We start from the raw sequence: 20668 nt of genomic DNA, 5'->3' as shown, positions 1-20668 counted from the left end.
GCTCAACTTGCATGTGTTAGGCACGCCGCCAGCGTTCATCCTGAGCCAGGATCAAACTCTCAAATAAAAGTTTATCAGGCTCAGATACTATTGTTATCTAAATATCTGGCTTTATGGTTTGTTTCTTAATATAAATTAACCTACTGTTTAATTTTCAATGTTCGTATTTTTTCTTGTTCCTTTTTTTCAAGGACAAGTAATACTATACCATCATTCAAACAGTAGGTCAATACTTTTTTTATTATTTTTTAGAAATTTTTTTCATATTCTTTTTTTAGCTTTTCTACGACCTTTTTTTCTAAGCGAGAAACAGTCATTTGAGATATATCTAATTCTTTAGCTATACTAGACTGGGTTTTATCGAAGAAAAATCTATCTTTAAATATTTTTACTTCTAACTCATTTAAAGTTTCAATAAACTTATTAATAAAATCTTCGTATTCTATACTTCCGAAATTACCTTCTTCTTTTCCTATTTTATCAATAAGAGTTATGTCTTTGTCTTCTGAATCATCATTACTTGATGAATCTAAAGACATAGGTTGATAACCATAAGATGCTTCCATAGCCTCTAGTACATCTTCTTCACTAACTCCTATATAGTCAGCGATATCTTTTACCTTTGGATGTTTTTTATTTTCTTGCTCTAGTTTAATTTTCGCATCACTTATCTTTTTGCTTAATTCTTGTATTCTTCTTGGTACTCTAAGTGTCCATACTTTATCTCTAAAATATTTTTTAATTTCTCCTACTATAGTTGGTGTTGCAAAACTGGAGAATTCAAATCCCTTTTCAACATCATATCTATCAATAGCATAAATTAATGCTAATGAAGCAACTTGATATATGTCTTCAAAATCAACACCCTTGTTTATATACTTTTTAGCTAACAACCTTGCTAAATATAGATGTCTTTCAATAAGAATATTCCTGATATCTACGTTTTTATTTGTATTATATAAATTAAATAGCTCTTTTGTATCCATATTTAGGTAATGTGTAGCATTAGCTACATTTTTCATTAAATATCAACTCCTAAATACTTAGTCATTTTTATTTTTGTTCCTTGATTACATTCTGATTCAATATCTACATCATCCATTAAAGTTTTAATTATAAATAATCCAAGACCACTTTCTTTTGGATTCTCTAAATCTGGTGTACTTATTGAGCTAACATCATATCCTTTTCCATTATCTTGAATCTCTATATTAATTGCATCGTCTAAAATATTAAATACTATATTGAATACATCATCATTACTATGTTTTATTGCATTGGTACATGCCTCTGATACTGCTACCTTTATATCTTCTATATCATCTATTGGAAACCCCATTTTATTTGCAATCCCAGACGCTGTTAATCTTATTATGCCTACATAATCTGGATTTGTAGTAATTTCCATCTTTATAGTTTCACAAGCCAAAATTTATCCCTCCACTTTAAATATTTTATCTAGACCTGTTATAGTAAAAATTTTCCTAACATTACTCTTAGGATTTACTATGTATATCTCTTTTTCATTTATTTTTAGTTTTTTTAAAACACCTATCATAGCTCCTAAACCTGTAGAATCTATATAATCTAAATCTTTAAGATTAATCTTTACATCCAACATGTTTCTTTCTATTAAACCATGTAAATGTTCTTTTAATTTATCTGCTGTAGAGACATCAAGTTCTCCATCAATACAAACATTCCAAAACTTATTTTGAGAATCTAAATTTGAATCTATATTCATAGACATGTAAAAACCTCCTATTTTCTCTTAATAATTTTAAATATATTACCTATACTCAATATCTTATTAATTACATAAACTATATCATCTATTCCCTTTGATATTGATGATGCATTTTCAACAATATCTTGTATATGTCTTTCATTGTAATCTACAATCTTATAAGCTTTTTCAACAACTTTATTTAAACTATTTAGAGTTTTAGCTAAATAAATTGCTACTATAAGAGCCGAACTACCTACTAACACTGCTCCTATTTGCCACCCCCATGCATTCATTAGTTAACATCTCCCTCTTCGTCAAAACTTTTACTTATTACTATATCTTCTTCTGAAATTTTTATATCTTCTTCATTATTATCATCATCTACTAAAGTTATTATTCTCTCTTTAACATCATTAAATGTTTCATGTAGAACTTCTTTTGGGTTTTCTTTCACTTTATCAAACTTATCTTTTGTCTCTTTTCTTAACTCAGAACCTTTTTTTGGTGCAAGAAACATACCAAATATAAAACCTAAAATGGCTCCTATTAATAAAAATCCACCTTTTTTACAACCTCTTTTATTACACATAACAACTACTCCTTTCAATTTTAAATTTTTATCTAAGTACATTATACAAAAAGAATAGGATATTTATCCTATTCTTCTTCAATATTTATTTTAGCAATCGAAACTACATTCACTTCTTCATTAGTTTTCATTAATTTAACACCACTTGTAACCCTTCCAAATAGTGAAATTTCATTAACTCTTATTCTAATAAGAACTCCATCAGAATTTATAATCATTATCTCATCATCTTCATTGACCATCTCTGCACCAACAATTGTACCAGTTTTTTCAGATATGTTATAAGTTTTAATTCCTTTTCCAGCTCTTATTTGGCTTCTATATTCTTCTATATTTGTTCTTTTACCAAAACCATTTCTACTGACAACTAATACATCTGTACCTTTACTACAAAGATTCATAGATACAACAAAGTCTTTTTTACTTAAAGTTATACCTTTTACACCCATTGCTGTTCTACCCATATATCTTATATCATTTTCATCAAACCTTATAGACATACCTTCATTAGTTACTAAAAGTACTTCCTGTTTTCCATCTGTTAGCTCTACTCCAATAAGTTCATCATCATCTCTTAAACCTATAGCAATAAGACCAGATTTGTTTATATTTTTAAACTCTTCTCGTTTAGTCTTTTTAACGATACCTTTTTTAGTTGTAAGTAATAAATATTCATTTTCATCATTACCATCTATAGGTATTAAAGTTGCAATCTTTTCGTCTGCTGACAATTGAAGTAAGTTTACTATAGCAGTACCTTTTGCTTGTCTCTTACCTTCAGGTATTTCATATGCATTTAATTTAAATACTCTACCCTTATTTGTAAAGAACAGTAATCTACTATGAGTAGTTGTAGTTATCAAATGTCTTACAAAGTCCTCTTCTCTAGTTGTAAGTGCTGAGATACCTCTTCCACCTCTTTTTTGGCTCTTATAAGTATCAGATGGAAGTCTTTTTATATATCCAAAGTGAGTAAGAGTTATGGCTATTTCCTCATCACTTATAAGATCTCTCATATCTATCTCGCCTTCAGCATGTCTTATTTCTGTTCTTCTTTCATCAGAATAATTTTCTTTTATTATTGTCATTTCATCTTTTATTACATTTAAAAGTAATCTTTCATCAGCCAAAATTTCTTTTAATCTATTTATTTTCTTTATTAAGTCTTCATACTCAGCTTCTATCTTATCTCTTTCTAGACCTGTAAGTCTTTGAAGTCTCATATCTAGTATAGCTTGAGCTTGAATCTCAGTTAGATTGAATTTTTCTACTAAACCTATCTTAGCTTCTTGGCCTGTTTTTGAAGCTCTTATCAAGCTTATAACAGCATCTATATTATCTAAAGCAATTTTTAATCCTTCTAAAATATGTGCTCTTGCTTCAGCTTTGTTTAATTCAAATTTAGTTCTTCTTGTAACAACATCTTCTTGATGTTTAATATAATGATATAGTATTTGCTTAAGATTTAAAACTCTTGGTTGACCATCTACAAGAGCAAGCATTATTATACTAAATGTATCTTCCATTTGAGAATGTTTATACAGATTATTTAATACTATATTAGCATTAGCATCTCTCTTTAATTCTATAACAATTCTCATACCATTTCTATTACTTTCGTCTCTTAAATCTGATATACCTTCTATTCTTTTTTCTTTAACTAACTCAGCTATTCTCTCAACTAATTTAGCTTTATTTACTTGATAAGGTATTTCTGTAACTATTATCTGTTGTTTTCCTTTTGGAAGTTCTTCTATAAAAGCTCTAGATCTAACCTTAACTTTACCTCTTCCAGTTCTATATGCCTCTGCTATATTCTCTTTTCCCATTATAATTGCAGCTGTAGGAAAATCTGGACCTTGTATAAATTTTATTAAGTCCTCAACACTACAATCTGGATTGTCAATCAAATGTACAGTTGCATCAATTACTTCAGCTAAGTTATGTGGAGGTATTGAAGTTGCCATCCCAACAGCTATACCATTAGACCCATTCACTAATAGATTGGGATACCTTGCTGGTAGTACTGAAGGTTCTTTTAATGATTCATCAAAGTTTGGTTTAAAATCTACAGTTTCTTTTTCTATATCTCTTAATAATTCTAATGATAATTTACTCATCTTAGCTTCTGTATAACGCATTGCCGCTGGTGAGTCTCCATCAACAGAACCAAAGTTACCATGACCATCTACTAAAAGTGCTCTAGTTGAAAAGTCTTGAGCCATTCTAACCATTGCAAAATAAACAGCAGTATCTCCATGTGGATGGTACTTACCTAAAACGTCCCCAACAATACGGGCTGACTTTCTATATGGTTTATCTGGTGTTAAGTTTAATTCACTCATTGAGTATAGTATTCTTCTGTGAACTGGCTTTAGACCATCTCTAACATCAGGAAGAGCACGTCCAGCTATAACACTCATCGAATAATCGATATAAGATTTTTTCATTTCTTCCGCTATTTCAATAGGGAGTATTTTGTTATTTTCTTCCATGTATACTAATCCCCTCTCTCTATATATCTAAGTTTCTAACGAATCTTGCATTTTCTTCTATAAATTCTTTTCTTGGAGCAACCTTATCACCCATAAGCATTGAAAATACTTCATCTGCAATTGCAGCATCTTCTACAGTTACTTGCAATAAAGTTCTTGTATCAGGATTCATAGTGGTATCCCATAATTGTTCTGCATTCATCTCTCCAAGACCTTTATATCTTTGAAGTTCTGCACCATTTCTTCCAATTTCATCTAATAAAACATTTAATTCTTTATCTGAATAAACATAATGTTCCTTTTTTTGCTTTGTTACTTTATATAAAGGAGGTTGTGCTGCATAAACATACCCCTCATCTATAAGAGGTCTCATGTATCTAAAGAAGAATGTTAATAGTAAAGTTCTTATATGAGCTCCATCTACATCGGCATCGGTCATAATTATAATTTTATGATATCTAGCCTTATCTATATCAAAATCTTCTCCTATACCACAACCATAAGCTGTTATCATATTTTTTATTTCGTCTGAAGATAATATTCTATCTAGTCTTGATTTTTCGACATTAAGTATCTTACCTCTTAATGGAAGTATCGCTTGACTATTTCTATCTCTACCTTGTTTTGCGGAACCTCCCGCTGAATCTCCTTCGACTAAGAATATTTCACTTTTAGCAGGATCTTTTTCTGCACAATCTGCTAATTTTCCAGGTAAAGATGTGCTTTCTAAAACACTCTTTCTTCTTGTTAATTCTCTTGCTTTCTTTGCAGCTTCTCTAGCTCTTTGTGCTCTCAAAGCTTTATCAACTATTATTCTAGCTGTTGCTGGATTTTCCTCTAAGAAAGAGCCAAGTTCATCAACCGTTACACTATCAACTACACCTCTCATAAAACTATTACCTAGTTTTGTTTTAGTTTGTCCTTCAAATTGAGGTTCTGGTAATTTAACTGATACTACAGCTGTAAGTCCTTCTCTTATATCTTCACCTAATAAGTTAACATCATTTTCTTTTAAGAATTTATTTCTCTTAGCATAATCATTTACAGTTTTAGTAAGAGCTGCTTTGAATCCACTTAAATGAGCTCCTCCTTCATGCGTATTTATATTATTTGCAAAAGAATATATGTTCTCTGTATAACCATCCGTATATTGCATAGCTAATTCGACAATACAATCATCAACTTTTTTATCTATATAAACTATGTCATCATGTATTCCAGTTCTAGATTTATTTAAATACTTAATATATTCTACTAGACCACCTGTATAGTGAAATTCTTTTCTTTTTTCTTGATTTTCTCTTTTATCTTCAAATACTATTTTTATTCCTTTATTTAAAAAAGAAAGTTCTCTAAGTCTATATTCTAATGTTTCATATTTAAACTCTATTTCATCAAATATAGTAGCATCAGGCATAAATTGAATTATTGTTCCTGTACTTTGAGATTCTCCAACTATCTCAATCTTAGATGTTGGTAGACCTTTTTCATATGTCTGCTTATATATTTTTCCATTTAAATAAACTTCTGCTATCATCCATTTTGATAATGCATTAACTACAGAAACACCAACTCCATGAAGACCTCCAGATACTTTATATCCTCCGCCTCCAAATTTTCCTCCTGCATGAAGATTAGTTAATACTGTTTCTAAAGTCGATTTTCCAGTCTTAGGATGTGTTTCGACTGGGATACCTCTTCCGTCATCTTTTACTAAAATACTGCCATCTTCATTAATAGATACATATATATTTGAACAATAGCCTTGTAAAGCCTCATCGATACTATTATCTACAACTTCATAAACTAAGTGGTGTAAACCTCTTGGGCTTGTACTACCAATATACATACCTGGTCTTTTTCTAACGGCCTCTAATCCCTCTAATACCTGTATCTGACTTGCACCGTATTCTTGTTTCATTTAATTTCCTCCATTCTCTATGCTAATAACATTGCCGTTTTCAATATTAAATATTGTAACATCCTTTTCATCAAATATTTTTTTATGTGAAATTTCAGCACTTGTTATAAACATTTGAACATTGCTTAAATTATTTACTAAAAGTTTTTGTCTTGCTTCATCTAACTCACTAAAAACATCATCTAAAATTAATACTGGATATTCTTCAACCTCATTTTTTATTAATTCTATCTCTGATAGCTTTAATGATATTGAAGCAGTTCTTTGTTGACCTTGTGAACCAAAAAGTCTTGCATCTAAATCATTTATGAATATATTTAAGTCATCTTTGTGTATACCATATCTAGTAGTTCTAGATTCTATATCATTAGGTCTATTTGATGACAACTTGGCTAAAAATTTATTATATACTGTTTCTATAGTATCTTCGTCAGTTATATTTATTTGAGTTTTATATTTGATTGATAATTTTTCAACTCCATTAGTCAAATTCATATGCATATGTTCAGATATATTAGCTATCTTTTTTATAAAGTCTCTGCGTAAAATATAAATATAACTTCCGTATTTTGCTAGTGTATCATCATATACATCTAATAAAGCTTCATCAACATGCATGCTTTTTAGAACTCTACTTCTTTGAGAAAGTATTTTATTGTAATTAGTAAGATAATTATAATATTTAGGAATAATTTGGCTAATCTCTTTATCTATGAAAGTCCTTCTCTCTTTAGGACCTTCTTTAACCAGTCTTAAATCTTCAGGTGAAAATATGACAACATTTAAGTTGCCAAGTAATTCCTGCATTTTTTGCAAAGGAACTTTATTTATTCGTATCCCCTTTTTATCTTTTCCAATAATTAGCTCTATTAGACTATATTTATTATATTTTGAAAAACTTCCTCCAACATATAAATTTTCACTATTAAATCTAACCATTTCTCTATCTTTGTTGGTTCTAAATGACTTGCCAAAAGAAAGCATATAAATAGATTCTACTATATTTGTCTTTCCTTGACCATTTTTTCCAACAAGAAGATTCACTTTACCATTAAATTCCAGATGCAACTTTTCATAATTTCTAAAATTAACAAGCTGCAAACTTTTAAGTTTCACAAAAAGTTCTCCTTTTTTACAATACTTTTATTTTAGTTCCTTCTATCTCAACTATATCTCCTGATTTTATCTTTTTCCCTCTTCTTAATTCTATTTCATCATTTACAGTCACTAAACCTTCTTGAATTAAAAATTTTGCATGACCTCCGGTTGATGCAATCTCTGCTAGTTTTAGGAATTGATCTAACTTTATATAGTCTGATTCTATAGTTATTTCAGTCATAAGAGTTCCTCCTTGCCATTATTTTAGGTAAATAGGTATTAATACACTAAAAATATATTATACCATAAAAATACTTGCAAAAGGAGTTGCCTAAGATTAGAAAAATTTTTCTACAAAAGACAACTCCTTAATATCTACTATATATTAGATGATATTCTTACTGGAAGTAATAAGTAAATATAATTAATATCATCTGTTGGTTTAATTATACAAGGATTTACATTTGTAGTAAATTCTATAAATATTTCCTCATTATCTATATTTTTCAATCCTTCAATAAAGTATCGAGAGTTAAAAGCTATATCTAAATAATCTCCATCTAAATCTATTTCAACTTCTTCATAGACATTTCCTTTTTCTGTATTAGAAGTAATTGCCATTACTTTATCCCTTATAGATAATTTTATAAGGTTATTTTTTTCTGATTGAGACAATAAAGATGCTCTTTCTATACTATTTAAAAGTTCTTTAGTATTTAACTTTACTCTACTATTATGCTCTCTTGGCAATAATTTTTTATAATCAATAAAATCTCCTTCAAGTAATCTTGTAATAATTTTTGTATCATTAATTATAAAAATAGCATTTTTTTCGTTAAATCCAACTTTAACATTATCTTCTCCAGAAAGCAAGCTATTTACATCTATAAGTGTCTTTCCTGGAATTATTACTTTTATATTTTCAGTTAAACTATCAACTGAACAGCTTTTTACAGCTAATCTATAGCCATCAATTGCTACTAGATTTAAATTTTTATCTACAATTTCTAGAAGTTCTCCCATTAAAACAGGTTTTGTTTGGTCTTGTGAAATAGCAAATACAGTTTGTTTAATCATATTTTTTAGGAGTTCTTGAGGTATGCTGTATAAATCTTCTTCATTTAATTCTGGTAGTTTAGGAAATTCTTTAGCTGCATATCCTTTAATTTTAAATCTTGAATTTACACAATTTATGTAAATATTATTTTCTGAATCTGTTTCTATCTCAACAAAAGAATCTGGTAATTTTCTAATTATATCTCCAAATAATCTTGCATCTACAACAACATCACCTTTTTCTATAATCTCTGCTTGTACATAAGTTTCTATTCCTATCTCCGCATCATATCCAGTAAGTTTTAACTGGCCTTCTTCTGTAGATATAAGTATACCCTTTAATAGTTCTATAGTTGTTTTTCCATTAATAGCTTTTTGAGCAATCCCGATTCTATTTGCTAGGATTTTTTGATTACAAATTATTTTCAATGTGGATAACCTCCTCTGGCTTTTTATATAAAAAAATAAGTTAAAATCATAGTAGTAATAGTAGTAGGTGTTGTTGATAATGTTAATAAGTACATGTAACATTATAAATGCAAAGATATCAACATGTGTATAAGATGTTGATATCTTTGTTATTTTATACTTAATTATTTGTTAATAAATTTTAATATAAAAAAGTATAAACAAGTTATTCAATAGATATAAACAGACAATTGTGTATAAATTATCCCTTTAAATCTGATATAATTTTGTCTATTTTAGTCTTAATTTCTTCGCTTTCTTCTATGTCTCTAGATACTTTATCATGAGCATGAATTACTGTTGTATGATCTCTTCCTCCAAATTCTTCACCTATTTTAGGGAGAGACAAATCAGTAAGTTCGCGCGTTAAATACATAGCTATTTGTCTTGGAAAAGCTATTGAACGAGTTCTTTTTTTAGAATTAAAATCTTCCATTTTTAAATTGAATACAGAAGAAACTTTTTCTTTTATTCTAAGCACATTGATTTCTTCATTTTTAGAAGTTGTTATAATATCTTTTAAAGCTTCTGTAGCAAGATCAAAAGATATCACTCTATTACTAAGAGAAGAGTAAGCAACTACTCTAGTTAAGGCACCTTCTAGTTCTCTTATATTTGACTTAATATTTTTTGCTATATATGACATAACTTCGTTTGGCACTTCTATACGTTCTAGTTGAGCCTTTTTTCTAAGGATAGCAATCCTTGTTTCAAAGTCTGGTGCCTGAATATCAGTTATAAGTCCCATTTCAAATCTCGATCTTAATCTATCTTCTAGTGTAGGTATATCTTTTGGTGGTCTATCACTAGAGATAATTATTTGTTTATTTGCCTCATGAAGAGTATTAAATGTATGGAAAAACTCTTCTTGAGTTCTTTCCTTCCCAGCTATAAATTGAATATCATCAATTAATAAGACATCTACATTTCTATATTTATTTCTAAATTCTTCATTTTTATCATCTTTTATAGAGTTTATAAGTTCATTAGTAAATTTTTCTGAAGAAACATAAACAACTTTTGAATCTTTTTTTTGGCTGACAATATGATGTCCAATAGCGTGCATTAAATGAGTTTTACCTAAGCCAACCCCTCCATACAAAAAAAGTGGATTGTAAGCTTTAGCAGGAGATTCAGCAACTGCAACACATGCAGCATGAGCAAATCTATTGCTATTACCAATAACGAACGTATCAAATGTGTATTTTGGATTCAGGTTAGGGTAAAGTACTCTATAATTTAAATCTGCACTATCAGAATTTAGGTCAGCAACTTCTTTTTCGCTCAATACAAATTTAATATTATACTTTTTTAATGACAGTTGATTTATAGCATCTTCAATTAAATGCAAATATCTATTTTCTAGAATATCTTTATTAAAATCACTAGGAGCTAGTAGTATCAAGTCATTAAGATGTATTTTTAATGGTACGATGTTTTTAAAAAAGGTATTAAAACTTACTGAAGTTAAGTCACCTTTTATTAATTGTAGGGTTTTGTCCCATAAAGAAACTATATCCATAATATAAACCTCCGAACAGAATAATTAATATTTTCCACAAAGTTATTAACAGAAAAGCAAAAATATATATAAATTTTACAGAATAACTAAATTTATGGATAATGGTGTTGATAAATTAATAATAGTATAAATTATTAAAAAAATATGAAAAGATATAAACAATATGTAGATAAAGTTATAAATAACATAAACATACAATAAATGGTGATTATAACTAGAGTATTGTCAGTAATCTTAAAAGTTATACACAAAAGTATCCACAAGCTGTGAATAATTTTTAATAAGTTGATAACATTTATACACATTATCAACAAGTATATTTATAATATCAAAATATATGTCAAACTTCAATGATTTGTAACTAATTTATCCACAATATTAACTAATTGTTGATAAAAATATAAACATGTTAAATTTGCTTTATTTGTGTATATAATTGAAAAAAATAATTTAGAATAAAATTAAATAGATTTTTACTAGTATTTTCAATAAAAAAAATACATAATATATATATGGTAGATTTTGTGATGCAAGCATACCAAAAACTCGTTGACAACGATAGTAAAAGTATTTATAATTATATGTGTTATGTTTACTTTGAGGGTAAAGTTATTATTTTTATAAACGGAAAATGAAATCTGAAAGGCGGTGCAAAATAATGAGTAAAAGAACTTATCAACCAAAAAAGAGACAAAGAAGTAAAGAACATGGTTTCAGAAAAAGAATGAAGACGTCTAACGGAAGAAACGTGTTAAAAAGAAGAAGAGCTAAAGGAAGAAATAGATTAACTCATTAATTACAAAAGGGCCGCTGCAAAGGTGGCCTTTTTGTGTAAATAATTACAATGCATAGCTGTGTTTATGGAGGTTAACTATGGACTTTAATAGGACAAAGGGGTTAAAAAAAGACTCTGATTTTAGAAAAGTATATAAACACGGCAAATCTTTTGCAAACAGATATTTAGTAATATATATACTTAAAAATAAATCAGATTATAGTAGAATAGGTATTTCTGTTTCAAAGAAAGTAGGAAAAGCTATCACTAGAAATAGAGTAAGAAGATTAATAAAAGAAGTCTACAGATTAAATATTGATGAAAAAATTAAGCCTGGATATGATATAGTATTTATAGCAAGAGTATCTAGTAAAGATGCTAGTTTTAAAGAGATAGACAAGTCTATAAAAAATTTAGTTAAAAGAACGGATATTTCTCTTTAAATTATATGCTATAAATATGGAGGTTAATAATTTTGAATAAAATAATTTATATATTAAAGGAAATAAGTAGGTATTTATCGAATTTATGTATTTATTTAGTAAAATTTTATCAAAAGTATATATCTCCCTTAAAGGGACCTACTTGTAGATTCTATCCAACTTGCTCACAATATTCAATAGAGGCATTTAAAAAATATGGATTTGTAAAAGGTATGTACTTAACAATAAGAAGACTTCTAAAATGTCATCCTTTTCATCCAGGAGGTTACGACCCTCTAAAATAAAAGAGAGTAACTATTAGGAGGTATAAAAAAATTGAATATAATAGGAAATTTCTTAGGATTAATTCTTAAGGTAATATTTGAATTTGTTAACCACTATGGTATTTCTATAATAATTTTTACTATACTTGTAAAGATTATTTTACTACCATTAACAGTTAAACAGACTAAGTCAACAAAGGCAATGCAAGATATACAACCTCGTATAAAAGAGATACAAGAAAAATATAAAAATAAGCCAGAAAAACAAAATGAAGAAATTGTTAAGTTATATGGAGAAGCTAAAATTAATCCACTATCTGGTTGTTTACCTTTATTAATACAGTTTCCTATATTAATAGGATTATTTAGCGTTTTAAGAGAGCCAGTTGCTCATGGCGTTTTTGCAAATCAAGCTGCATTTATGGCAGCTGACAATGGGTTTTTATGGATAAAAAGTTTAACAGCACCAGATTATGTATTAGCAGTATTTTCAGGAGCAAGTGCATATGTAATGCAAAAGGTAATGACTCCAAAGGACCAACTACAAGGCTCTATGAAAGTAATGACATATGTAATGGCAGGGATGTCTTTCTATTGGGGATTTATATTCCCAGCAGGACTTACATTGTACTGGACAGTAAGTAACTTATTCTCAATAGCTCAGTATTACTTAATAATGAATCCTTTAAAAGCTAAGCTGGCTGCTAACTCTAAGGAGGAAAAAGTTAATGAGAAAAAGCCTAAAATTAATAAAAAGTAAAAGTAAAGAAGAAGCTATAAATAAGGCGATAGCAGATTTAAATTTAAAAGTAGAGGATATAGAGGTAGAAATACTAGAAAATCCAAGCAAGGGGTTTTTAGGTTTTATAGGTGCTAAAGATGGTACCTATGAAATTTTTGTTATTGAAAAGGAACTAGATGTAGCTAAAAATTTTATAGAGGTAATGTTGAAAAATGCAAATGTTGATGCCAAAGTCAATGTATCTCAAAAAGATAATTTAATCATGGTTGATATTGAAGGCAAAGAAGCTGCAAGTTTAATTGGTAGAAGAGGGGAAACTTTAGATTCTATTCAATTTTTAACTGGATTAGCTCTTAATAAAATAAATAAAGACTCTCATACAAGAGTACTTGTAGATATAGAAAACTATAGGTCAAAAAGAGAAGAATCTTTAATAAGATATGCTAATAAGGTTGCTAGAGAAGTAGCGAAAACAAGAAAAACTAAAAAATTAGATTATATGAATCCATATGAGAGAAGAATAATACATTCAGCCCTTCAAAATGACAAATATGTAATTACATATAGTGAAGGAACCGATCCATATAGAAGATTAGTAATTGAGTGTAAAAGATAAAATCAACCTCCTAAACATTAGGGGGTTTTATTTTTTAATCTTATTAAATCATTGTAATTGGTCAAAAATAAATCTATATGTAAAAATTATAAATTAAGAGGTGATAAATTTGTTTATAGATGATACAATAGCGGCTATAGCTACAGCACCTGGAGAAGGTGGTATAGGTATACTGAGAATAAGTGGAGAAAAAGCTTTAAAAGTTGCAGAAGAAATCTTTAAATCCATGTCAGGAAAGAGTATAAAAGATTATAATAAAAGAACATTAATATATGGAAATATTGTAGATAATGAAAATGCAATAGATGAAGTATTATTGGCATATATGAAGGGGCCCAATTCATACACAGGAGAAGATGTTATAGAAATAAATTGCCATGGTGGATTTATTTCAGTAAAGAAAATTTTAGAACTAATATTATCTAAAGATGTTAGATTGGCAGAAGCTGGGGAGTTTACTAAAAGAGCATTTTTAAACGGAAGAATAGATTTATCTCAAGCAGAAGCAGTAATAGATGTTATAAAGGCAAAAACTGATATAGCTCATGAAGTTGCTCAAAACCAGTTAGAGGGTTCTCTATCAAAGAAGATAAGAGACTTAAGAGATAAAGTTACTGAGATACTGGCACATGTAGAAGTTGCTATAGATTATCCTGAAGAAGATATTGAACATATAACATATCAAACGCTTAAGGATAAAACTGGTGAACTTAAAAAAGAAATTAAAAAATTATATGATACAGCTGAAAGTGGGAAAATACTTAGAGAAGGCTTGAAAACAGTAATTGTTGGGAAACCAAATGTAGGAAAATCTTCACTGCTTAACTCTATTTTGGGAGAAAATAGAGCTATAGTTACAGACATACCAGGAACTACTAGAGATGTTATAGAGGAATTTGTTAATATAAAAGGTATACCTCTTAAGATAGTTGATACAGCAGGTATAAGAGATACTGATGATATAGTTGAAAAAATAGGCGTTGAGAAATCTAAAGAATCATTTACAAGTGCTGATTTAATTATAATGGTTTTAGATGCATCAAGAAAGTTGTCAGAAGAAGATGTAGAAATATTAAAGAAGCTTAAAGATAAACAAACAATAGTACTATTAAATAAAAATGACTTAAAACAAGAGATTGAAGAAGAAAAAATACTTAAATATGTAGAAAATAATAGTATAATAAGAATATCAGCTTTACAGCAAGAAGGAATAGAAGCATTACAAGATAAGATAGAGTCTATGGTATATAAAGGAAGTATCAAAAACAATTCTAGTTTAATAGTAACTAATTCTAGACATAAGGATGCACTTGGTAAGGCATATAAGTCTGCAACAGATGCTTTAATTGCTCTAGAACAAAGTATGCCATTTGACTTTGTAGAAGTAGATTTAAAAAATATATGGGACTATCTTGGATATATTAATGGAGATACAGTAACAGAAGATTTATTAGATAATATATTCCACAACTTCTGTATAGGAAAATAGGATGTAAAACACAAAAGGAAAGAAGATATAGAAGTAATAAATTTCATTTTTTATTGTAGAAATTATAGATATTTTATAGTGTTTCTCATGAAACATTAATATTAAAAAGAAAGGAATTATAAATGATAAAGTTTGAAGCAGGAAAATATGATGTTATAGTAGTTGGGGCAGGTCACGCGGGATGTGAAGCTGCTTTAGCTACGGCAAGAATGGGATATAAAACTTTGATAATAACAATGTCTTTAGATTCTATTGCATTAATGCCTTGCAATCCATCAATTGGTGGAACGGGTAAAGGTCAGTTAGTAAAAGAGATAGATGCTTTAGGTGGTCAAATGGGACTAAATATAGACAAGACATATATACAAAGTAGAATGTTAAATACTGCTAAAGGACCAGCAGTTCATTCCTTGAGAGCCCAAGCAGATAAATTTAAATACCATGAAGAAATGAAAAAAACATTAGAAAATGAGCCAAACCTCGATATAGCTATGGATGAAGTTGTAGAAATATTACATGAAGGAAATGTTGTAATAGGTGTTGGAACTAAGCTAGGATGTTCATTTAAATCTAAAGCTGTAATATTAGCTACTGGAGTTTATTTAAATTCAAAAATATATATGGGTGAGGTGGCATTTTACGAAGGTCCTAATGCATTAGGATATGCAAAATACCTTACAGATAGTTTAGTTGAATTAGGTCTTAGAATGAGAAGATTTAAAACAGGAACACCAGCAAGAGTCCATAGAGATAGTATAGATTTCTCTGTAATGTCTCTACAAGAAGGTGACGAAAAAGTAACTCCTTTCTCATTTATGAATGAAAACATAGAGAAAGAGCAAGAACCTTGTTATTTAACAAGAACCACTGAAGATACTCAAAGAGTTATACTAGATAATTTAAAAAGGTCTGCCATGTATAGTGGAGTTATAGAAAGTACTGGGCCAAGATATTGTCCTTCTATAGAAGATAAAGTAGTAAGATTTAGTGATAAAACTTCACATCAATTGTTTATAGAGCCAGAGGGTTTGAATACTAAAGAAATGTATATTCAAGGGATATCAACTAGTTTACCTTTTGAAGTTCAACTAGATATGTATAAAACTATAAAGGGGCTTGAAAACTGTAAGATAATGAGACCTGCATATGCTATAGAATATGATTGTGTGGACCCAACACAATTAAAAATAAGTTTAGAAATAAAAGGTGTTGAAAACTTATTTAGTGCAGGGCAATTTAATGGAACTTCTGGATATGAAGAAGCAGCAGCTCAAGGGCTTATGGCGGGTATAAATGCTGTTAGAAAGATAGAAGGAAAAGAACCTTTTGTATTAGATCGTTCAGAAGCATATATAGGTGTATTATTAGATGACCTTGTTACTAAAGGAACTAATGAACCTTATAGAATGATGACATCAAGAGCAGAATATAGATTGTATTTAAGACAAGATAATGCGGATATGAGATTAACTCAAAAGGGTTATGAATTAGGCTTAGTTAAAAAAGATAGATATGAAAGATTCATAAATAAGAAGAATGCTGTTGAAAAAGAATTTGAAAGATTAAAGAGCGAAAGAGTTACACCAAAGGAAGTAAATAATTTACTAGAAGAAAAAGGTGCAACGCCAATAAAAGTTGGAATATCACTGTATGAGTTTTTAAAAAGACCAGAGGTATCCTATGAATTGCTTGAAGAAATAGGAAAAGATGCTGGTGAAGATGTTTCAAGAGAAGTTAAAGAACAATGCGTAATAATGACTAAGTATGAAGGTTATATAGACAAGCAATTAAAACAGATAGACCAATTTAAAAAGCTTGAGAATAAAAAATTAGATGAAAAAATAAATTATTCATCAATAGAAGGACTTAGATTAGAAGCAAGACAAAAGTTAGATGACATAAAACCTATTTCAATAGGTCAAGCATCTCGTATATCAGGTGTTTCTCCAGCTGATATATCAGTGTTACTTATACACCTAGAACAAGTTAGAAGAACTAGAGGTGGAAAAAGTGAATAATATAGAACTTCTAGAAAATGGAATTAAAAATTTTAATATAGATACAAATGATGATATGTTACAAAAATTTAAAACTTATAGAGATATATTAGTTGATTGGAATCAAAAAATGAACCTTACAGGAATAGAGGATGAAAAAGAAGTATATATAAAACACTTTTTAGACTCTATTTCAGCTGTAAAAAATGGATATATAAAAAATGGTATGTCCATAATAGATGTTGGTACAGGTGCTGGTTTTCCAGGTATACCACTAAAAATATGTTTAGAGGAGTTAGAGTTAACCTTATTGGACTCTTTAAATAAAAGAATAAGCTTTCTAGAAGAAGTTGCTAGAGCATTAGAACTAGAGGGTATTAAATTTATACATGGAAGAGCTGAAGATTTTGGAAAAGATGAAAAGTACAGGGAAAAGTATGATATTGCTACAGCAAGAGCTGTAGCTGGATTACCAATTCTTATGGAATTTTGTGTACCATTTGTAAAAGTAGGAGGATATTTTATTTGTTTAAAAGGTCCAAATGCTAATCTAGAATTAGAGGAATCAAAAAAGGCTATAGATACTTTAGGATTAGAGTTTATTGAAAAAATAGATGTAGAATTACCAGAAATAGATTTAAATCATAATATATTAGTTTTTAAAAAGATACATGAAACACCAGTTAAATACCCTAGAAAAGCTGGTAAGCCAGCTAAAAATCCTATTAAATAATCAAGATATTAATTAGTAGGCAACCTTAATCATTTCTCAGGAAATAATTAAGGTTGCCTCAAAACAAACAAAAATAAAGGAATTATTAAAGTAGATGCAGAAATAAAATTGTATGTACATATAGAGAACAAAAATATTTATATCTAAAATAAGAGAGGTATGTTATGGAAGATAAAAGAGTTATGGAGATACCTATAGAAGATATAGTTCCAAATCCATACCAACCAAGAAAAATATTTTCACAAGTTTCATTGGAGGAATTGAGCAATTCTATAAAGGTATATGGTATAATTCAACCTATAACAGTTAGAGCAAAAGATGGTAAATATGAACTAATTGCTGGAGAAAGAAGATTAAGAGCAGCTAAGTTAGCAGAGCTTAAAACTGTACCAGCAATTATAAATAATATGAACGATGAATCTTCTGCTGTTCTAGCGTTATTAGAAAATTTGCAACGAGAAGACTTAAATTTTATTGAAGAAGCAATTGGCTATGAAAACTTAATAAAAGAGCATGCTTTTACTCAACAGCAATTAGCAGAAAAATTAGGTAAAAATCAATCTACTGTAGCAAACAAGCTTAGAATATTAAAGCTTCCAAACGATATAAAAATGAAGCTAATAGAGAATAATTTAACAGAAAGACATGCTAGGGCATTCCTTAAATTACCAAGTGAAGATTTAATGAAAAGTGTACTAGAAAAGGTCATAAAGAATGAATTGACTGTTAAAAAAACAGAAAAACTGATACAAGATATACTAGAAGAAATTGAAATTCAAGAAGAGCCTGATAAAAAACAGAATATAAAGGGTGCTATGAGTATAAGAATTTACATAAATACTATAAAGCAAGCCTTTGATGCTATATCAAATACAGGAATTGATGCTAAGTATAATGAAATAGATAAGGGAGATTATATGGAAGTTGTTGTAAAAATCCCTAAAAAATAGAGATTACTGCTTACCAGTAATCTTTTTTTTTAAAACAAGCCTTGTAATATAAATTGATTTATAGACATTATTTATAATTATAAAAGCAACTAGTCAATATTTAAAATTAATTTGATTCTTAAAGGGGGGAACATCATGGGCAAAGTTATAGCTATATTTAATCAAAAGGGCGGAGTCGGAAAAACTACAACAAATGTAAATTTAAGTGCCAGTTTAGGAACCTTAGGAAAAAAGATATTAGTATTAGATTTGGACCCTCAAGGAAATACAACTAGTGGATATGGTATTGATAAAAATGAAGTAGAAAATACAATCTATGAGATTATGTTAGATGGTTTGCATATTAAAGAAGCAATAATAAAAACAGAGTTTGAAAATGTAGATGTAGTTCCATCAGCTACGGAACTAGCAGGTGCAGAGATAGAGCTTGCATCTATAAATAATAGAGAGTATATTTTAAAAAATTCCATAAAAGTAGTAAAGGATGAATATGACTATATATTTTTGGATTGCCCACCTTCACTTGGAATGCTTACAATAAATTGTCTAACGGCTGTAGATAGTGTTTTAATTCCTATACAATGTGAATATTATGCCTTAGAAGGTGTAAGTCAATTAATGGAGACTATAAAATTAGTAAAATCAAGATTAAATACAGATATAGAAATTCAAGGTGTTGTTTTGAGTATGTTTGATGGAAGAGCCAATCTATCAATACAAGTTGTTGAAGAAGTTAAAAAGTACTTTAAAGGTAGTGTATACACTACTCTAATTCCAAGAAATGTAAGACTTGCAGAAGCTCCTAGTCATGGTAAACCAGCAATTTATTATGATAAAAGATGTAGGGGGTCTGTAGCTTATTTGGAACTAGCAGAAGAATTTATAGATTTAGAAGAGGAGGAGTGGTAGTATGGAGAATAAGTCTAAAAGAAGTAATAGATTGGGTCGAGGTCTTAGTGCATTGATACCAGAAATTAAAGGAGAAACTTCAGATAAAGAAATAGTTAATATAGATATAGACAAAATATATCCAAACGAAGTTCAGCCAAGAAAGCAATTTGATGAAGAAAAAATAAAAGTATTATCTGAGTCTATAAAAAATTATGGTGTACTACAACCAATAGTAGTTAAAAGAGATGAAAACAATAAGTACATGATAATAGCTGGTGAAAGAAGATTTAGAGCATCAAAACTTGCAAATAAAAGTCAAATACCTGCTATAATTAAAGATATAGAGATGAAAGACATAATGGAGATAGCTTTAATTGAAAACTTACAAAGAGAAGATTTAAATTCAATAGAAGAAGCACTAGCATATAAAAGTTTAATTGAGCATTATAATGTAACTCAAGAAGAAATATCAGAAGCTGTCGGTAAAAGTAGACCTCATATAACTAACACTTTGAGACTTTTAAATCTAGGACAAGATGTTATAGACATGATAGATAGTGGTAAAATCACAGCAGGTCATGGAAAGGCTCTATTAAGGATTGTAGATAGAAAATTACAACTACAAATTGCAAAAAAGATAGAAGAGGAAGAACTTTCTGTAAGAGAAGTTGAAAATATTGCAAAAAAAATATCTGAAAATAAAGAAGAAGATATGCCAAAGAAGTCTAAGCCTAAAGATGTATTTATTTTAGATGTAGAAGATAAACTTAGAAATATTTTTGGAACTAAAGTAAATATTTCCAAAGGTAAGAAAAAAGGTAAAATAGAGATAGAATACTATAATGATGATGATTTAAACAGTATTGTATCAATGCTTCTTGAATAACACAC

22 protein-coding genes and 1 rRNA gene are annotated in these 20668 nt (G+C 28.8%); 11 read left to right on the top strand and 12 right to left on the bottom strand.

Translation table 11 applies throughout. The features are described 5' to 3' along the window. The 12 genes from IC174_RS15480 to dnaA all read right to left on the bottom strand — a co-directional run. Positions 1 to 67, bottom strand: a 16S ribosomal RNA gene (locus IC174_RS15480); the annotation flags it as partial. A 181-nt stretch (positions 68 to 248) separates the two neighbouring features. Further along, positions 249 to 1022 carry a SigB/SigF/SigG family RNA polymerase sigma factor gene (locus tag IC174_RS15475; RefSeq protein ID WP_227436593.1) on the bottom strand — a complete coding sequence of 258 codons (774 nt, stop codon included), beginning with the start codon at positions 1020 to 1022 and terminating at the stop codon, positions 249 to 251. Continuing rightward, positions 1022 to 1429, bottom strand: coding sequence for an ATP-binding protein (locus tag IC174_RS15470; protein WP_227436592.1), 408 nt, complete (start codon positions 1427 to 1429; stop codon positions 1022 to 1024). The genes IC174_RS15475 and IC174_RS15470 overlap by 1 nt, the downstream gene beginning before the upstream one ends. A gap of 3 nt (positions 1430 to 1432) precedes the next feature. Continuing rightward, positions 1433 to 1750 carry an STAS domain-containing protein gene (locus tag IC174_RS15465; protein ID WP_227436590.1) on the bottom strand — a complete coding sequence of 106 codons (318 nt, stop codon included), beginning with the start codon at positions 1748 to 1750 and terminating at the stop codon, positions 1433 to 1435. A gap of 11 nt (positions 1751 to 1761) precedes the next feature. After that, positions 1762 to 2022 (bottom strand): hypothetical protein, encoded by a 261-nt coding sequence (locus IC174_RS15460; RefSeq protein ID WP_054272124.1) that lies wholly within the window; start codon positions 2020 to 2022, stop codon positions 1762 to 1764. Continuing rightward, complete coding sequence (locus tag IC174_RS15455) at positions 2022 to 2318, bottom strand: YtxH domain-containing protein (RefSeq protein ID WP_227483332.1); 297 nt, start codon at positions 2316 to 2318, stop codon at positions 2022 to 2024. The genes IC174_RS15460 and IC174_RS15455 overlap by 1 nt, the downstream gene beginning before the upstream one ends. 68 nt (positions 2319 to 2386) lie before the next feature. Further along, entirely contained in the window at positions 2387 to 4813 is a 2427-nt protein-coding gene (gene gyrA, locus IC174_RS15450) for a DNA gyrase subunit A (protein WP_227436586.1), read from the bottom strand. A 19-nt stretch (positions 4814 to 4832) separates the two neighbouring features. Further along, the gene (gyrB, locus tag IC174_RS15445) at positions 4833 to 6734 is read right to left on the bottom strand and encodes a DNA topoisomerase (ATP-hydrolyzing) subunit B (RefSeq protein ID WP_227436584.1); all 1902 of its coding nucleotides are present in this window, start codon (positions 6732 to 6734) and stop codon (positions 4833 to 4835) included. Then, entirely contained in the window at positions 6735 to 7850 is a 1116-nt protein-coding gene (recF, locus tag IC174_RS15440) for a DNA replication/repair protein RecF (RefSeq protein WP_227436582.1), read from the bottom strand. A 16-nt stretch (positions 7851 to 7866) separates the two neighbouring features. Beyond that, positions 7867 to 8073 carry a S4 domain-containing protein YaaA gene (gene yaaA / locus IC174_RS15435; protein WP_227436580.1) on the bottom strand — a complete coding sequence of 69 codons (207 nt, stop codon included), beginning with the start codon at positions 8071 to 8073 and terminating at the stop codon, positions 7867 to 7869. A gap of 137 nt (positions 8074 to 8210) precedes the next feature. Next, a complete protein-coding gene (gene dnaN, locus IC174_RS15430) occupies positions 8211 to 9317 on the bottom strand; it encodes a DNA polymerase III subunit beta (RefSeq protein WP_227436578.1) in 1107 nt (368 codons plus the stop codon). Positions 9318 to 9558: 241 nt separating this feature from the next. After that, entirely contained in the window at positions 9559 to 10878 is a 1320-nt protein-coding gene (dnaA, locus tag IC174_RS15425; protein ID WP_255613010.1) for a chromosomal replication initiator protein DnaA, read from the bottom strand. 658 nt (positions 10879 to 11536) lie between these two features. Between dnaA and rpmH the strand changes: the two genes are divergently transcribed. From rpmH to IC174_RS15370, 11 genes are all read left to right on the top strand, one after another. Then, positions 11537 to 11674, top strand: coding sequence for a 50S ribosomal protein L34 (gene rpmH, locus IC174_RS15420; RefSeq protein ID WP_003420485.1), 138 nt, complete (start codon positions 11537 to 11539; stop codon positions 11672 to 11674). 77 nt (positions 11675 to 11751) lie between these two features. Continuing rightward, positions 11752 to 12096: a ribonuclease P protein component gene (gene rnpA / locus IC174_RS15415; RefSeq protein WP_227436576.1), complete on the top strand. Its 345-nt coding sequence runs from the start codon at positions 11752 to 11754 to the stop codon at positions 12094 to 12096. A 32-nt stretch (positions 12097 to 12128) separates the two neighbouring features. Then, positions 12129 to 12380 (top strand): membrane protein insertion efficiency factor YidD, encoded by a 252-nt coding sequence (yidD, locus tag IC174_RS15410; protein WP_227436574.1) that lies wholly within the window; start codon positions 12129 to 12131, stop codon positions 12378 to 12380. Positions 12381 to 12411: 31 nt separating this feature from the next. Further along, positions 12412 to 13119, top strand: a complete 708-nt coding sequence (locus IC174_RS15405; protein WP_227436572.1) for a YidC/Oxa1 family membrane protein insertase — start codon at positions 12412 to 12414, stop codon at positions 13117 to 13119. After that, the gene (jag, locus tag IC174_RS15400; RefSeq protein WP_227436570.1) at positions 13088 to 13717 is read left to right on the top strand and encodes an RNA-binding cell elongation regulator Jag/EloR; all 630 of its coding nucleotides are present in this window, start codon (positions 13088 to 13090) and stop codon (positions 13715 to 13717) included. The genes IC174_RS15405 and jag overlap by 32 nt, the downstream gene beginning before the upstream one ends. A gap of 109 nt (positions 13718 to 13826) precedes the next feature. Continuing rightward, positions 13827 to 15206 carry a tRNA uridine-5-carboxymethylaminomethyl(34) synthesis GTPase MnmE gene (gene mnmE / locus IC174_RS15395; RefSeq protein ID WP_227483331.1) on the top strand — a complete coding sequence of 460 codons (1380 nt, stop codon included), beginning with the start codon at positions 13827 to 13829 and terminating at the stop codon, positions 15204 to 15206. Between the two features lie 122 nt (positions 15207 to 15328). Next, positions 15329 to 17224: a tRNA uridine-5-carboxymethylaminomethyl(34) synthesis enzyme MnmG gene (mnmG, locus tag IC174_RS15390; RefSeq protein WP_227436566.1), complete on the top strand. Its 1896-nt coding sequence runs from the start codon at positions 15329 to 15331 to the stop codon at positions 17222 to 17224. Next, positions 17217 to 17936, top strand: coding sequence for a 16S rRNA (guanine(527)-N(7))-methyltransferase RsmG (rsmG, locus tag IC174_RS15385; protein ID WP_227483330.1), 720 nt, complete (start codon positions 17217 to 17219; stop codon positions 17934 to 17936). Before mnmG ends, rsmG begins: the two co-directional genes overlap by 8 nt. 164 nt (positions 17937 to 18100) lie before the next feature. Further along, positions 18101 to 18886 carry a nucleoid occlusion protein gene (noc, locus tag IC174_RS15380; protein WP_227436562.1) on the top strand — a complete coding sequence of 262 codons (786 nt, stop codon included), beginning with the start codon at positions 18101 to 18103 and terminating at the stop codon, positions 18884 to 18886. A 135-nt stretch (positions 18887 to 19021) separates the two neighbouring features. Continuing rightward, complete coding sequence (locus IC174_RS15375; protein ID WP_227436560.1) at positions 19022 to 19795, top strand: ParA family protein; 774 nt, start codon at positions 19022 to 19024, stop codon at positions 19793 to 19795. Position 19796: 1 nt separating this feature from the next. Next, positions 19797 to 20663: a ParB/RepB/Spo0J family partition protein gene (locus IC174_RS15370; protein WP_227483329.1), complete on the top strand. Its 867-nt coding sequence runs from the start codon at positions 19797 to 19799 to the stop codon at positions 20661 to 20663. Positions 20664 to 20668: the final 5 nt, after the last annotated feature.

The organism is Clostridioides sp. ES-S-0001-03 (genome assembly GCF_020676075.1).
Classification (GTDB): domain Bacteria; phylum Bacillota; class Clostridia; order Peptostreptococcales; family Peptostreptococcaceae; genus Clostridioides.
The sequence above is the reverse complement of the archived record's forward strand: the minus strand, read 5'-3'. Positions and strand labels throughout refer to the sequence as shown.